Source organism: Psychroflexus sp. MES1-P1E, assembly GCF_002836055.1.
Classification (GTDB): domain Bacteria; phylum Bacteroidota; class Bacteroidia; order Flavobacteriales; family Flavobacteriaceae; genus Psychroflexus.
In genome coordinates, this window is the sequence record NZ_PJBS01000224.1 from 1 (window position 1) to 3,068 (window position 3,068).

Below are 3,068 nucleotides of genomic sequence, written 5' to 3' on the forward strand. Positions count from 1 at the left end.
GACATTATAGGTTTAAATTGGTATAATTCTAATAAAAAATCCTGAACCAATCTCCTGCAGTCGGGTTCAGGAGGACAAATTATTCTTTATAAATCTAAAAAAGACTATTTAATGAATTTTAAAATTCATTAAATAGTCTTTTTATAAAGTTGGCTTTTAAAATTTTACTGCTTCTATAATTCGTTTTCTATATCCACTTCTTCAACAGACCCTAGCAATTCAAAATCTATAGTTCTTTTCACTAAGTCTGCCTTTTTAACGCGAACATAAACTTCTTCTCCAAGTTGGTACATCTTCTTTGTACGACGTCCTATGATGGCATAGTGCTCTTCGTTAAAATCGTAATGATCATCAGAAATGTCTTTTAGTCGAACCATCCCTTCGCATTTGTTCTCTGAAATTTCAATAAAGATTCCAAAATCTGTCACACCAGAAATAACACCTTTATATTCGGTTTCTTCTTGGTCTTGGATATACTTAACCTGCATGTACTTAATAGAATCTCGCTCTGCATTGGTCGCTAGTTTTTCCATCTCACTAGAGTGCTTACACTTCTCTTCATACTCCGTTTCACTAGCACTTTGTTCCTTATCTATATAGCGTTGCAAAAGTCTATGAGCCATAACATCTGGATAACGTCTTATGGGCGATGTAAAATGAGAATAATAGTCGAAAGCTAAACCGTAATGCCCAATATTTTGAGTAGAGTAGTAGGCTTTACTCATCGTTCTTATGGTAAGTGTATCTACAAGATTTTGTTCTTTTTTGCCTTTTACATCTTCTAATAAACCATTTAATGTGTTGGCAATATTTTTTTTATTTTTAAAATCAAGAGAATATCCAAATTTGGAAACTACTGTATTTAAGGCTTCCAACCTGTCTGGTTGAGGTTCATCGTGGCAACGGTACACAAAGGTTTTTGGTGGTTTGCGTTTCCCTATGAATTCAGATACTTTTCTATTGGCTAAAAGCATAAATTCTTCTATCAACTTATTAGCATCTTGACTTGTTTTCACATATACTCCTTTAGGGTTATTGTCTTCGTCCAAATGGAATTTAACTTCCACCTTATCAAAAGAAATAGCCCCTTGGTTCATACGCTCTTTACGCATTATTTTAGATAGGTCGTTCATCGTCGTTATAGCGTCAACTAATTCTGGACGGATGTCGTATGCTTTCTTAGACAACGAAATATCTGATGGAATGTGTTTATCTTCAGAATCGATAACAAATTGAGCTTCTTCGTAAGCAAATCTGGCATCAGAATAGGTTACTGTTCTTCCAAACCATTCACTTTTCACATCTCCTCTTGGCGTTAATTCAAATAAAGCTGAAAAGGTATATTTTTCTTCATTGGGTCTAAGAGAACAAGCTCCATTAGATAATATTTCTGGGAGCATAGGAACCACACGATCTACCAAATAAATAGAAGTTGCTCTATTGTAAGCTTCCTCATCCAAAATAGTTCCTGGCTGAACGTAATGTGCAACATCGGCAATGTGAATTCCTATTTCATAATTACCATTGTCCATTTTTTTGAAGCTTAAGGCATCATCAAAATCTTTGGCATCTGCAGGATCAATAGTGAAAGTGAGGGTGTCTCGAAGGTCTCTTCTTTTCTTTATTTCTGAAGAATGGATTTTGGTATCTATACCATTAGCAAATTCTTCCACTTCGGGTGGAAATTGTTCTGGTAAACCATAGCCTGCTAAAATGGCATGCATTTCTGTGTTATGCTCTCCAGGGACCCCAAGCACTTCTGTGATCTCACCTTTTGGTGAATCATCTTTATCCTTCCATTGTACTATTCTTACTTTTACAAGGAGACCATCTTCGGCACCGTGCATTTTGTCGTTGGGTACAAAAATATCTGTGTACATTTTTGAATTACCAACGACAACAAAACCAAATTTTTCTTGTTTATGTAAAACTCCAACAAAATCGGTTTTATAACGCGTAAGTATAGAAATAACTTCACCTTCAGACTTTGATTTTTCTCTTTTTTTGAAAACGTAGATTTTAACTTCATCTCCATCCAAAGCGTGATTTAAATTCTTGTTTGAAATATAGACGTCTTGTTCCATATCTTCTATGACGACATACGCATCTCCGCGAGACGTCATATCGATAGTTCCGGTATGGAAATCATCTACAGCTGCAAACTGGAATTTTTTGTCTTCAATCTGTTTTAGTTGACCTTTTGCAGTAAGTTGACCTAGTAGACGAATAACACTATTTCTAGTTTTGGTATCGTCAATTTTTAACTTTTCTAGAATATATTTAAAGTCAAATCCTTTTTCTGGTTCCTTCTTAAAGAGGTCTAATATCTTTTTTGATAAGCCTCCATCCCTTTCCGGTGTTGACTGGAAAGGCTTTTTTCCTTTTTTCTTTTTACTCATAAATATTTAAAATAATCTTTGCTAAAATAAGATAATATAATTTGAAACTTGAATCGCTATACTAAATCTTTGTTAAGTCCACAATACTAATCATTTAACAATTAAATATCTGTAAGGTATTTTTTTTACTGTTATAATAGCTATCATTAGACTTTTTAAAAGTCTTTCCTAAACACCTCCTTTAGAATTTTTGAATAGATTCATTGAAATATAACTGGAGGTATTTTTACTTTATTTTATAAAATTTCTTTAGGTCTATTTTTTTTTGTATTTCCAATTGCAATGTATCCCTATTGGAATAGTATTGTCATCTCTTTGCCTGATCACTATTTTATTCATAAGTGTCATTGCCTATAAAAGCTCTTAAAGCTAGTGTTCTTATCGTTGTCAAATCACTTTGCTTAAAAACTCTTCATGTTGCAACCAAAAGATACCGTTTTAAACCATATTGTAAATAATGACTATAAACCTTAAATTAGCTTTCCATTTCGCTATGACTCCCTCGATTAAGAAGTTTTATACTGATAACCTCATTCGTTTCTTGGCTATAAGTGCAAAGAACACACATTACAAATAACCTTCTCATTGTTTCGCTTTTCTTTGTAATGTAATTGATAACACTATTTGGTTTTAAAACACACAGTCAATTAAAAGATACTAAACTAATAT

The 3,068-nt window shown here is 33.1% G+C and carries 1 protein-coding gene; it reads right to left on the reverse strand.

What is annotated here, in order from left to right; genetic code table 11:
• Nucleotides 1-173 precede the first annotated feature (173 nt).
• On the reverse strand, nucleotides 174-2,399 hold the full coding sequence (gene rnr / locus CXF67_RS09045) for a ribonuclease R (RefSeq protein WP_102088463.1): 2,226 nt from the start codon (nucleotides 2,397-2,399) through the stop codon (nucleotides 174-176).
• Nucleotides 2,400-3,068: the final 669 nt, after the last annotated feature.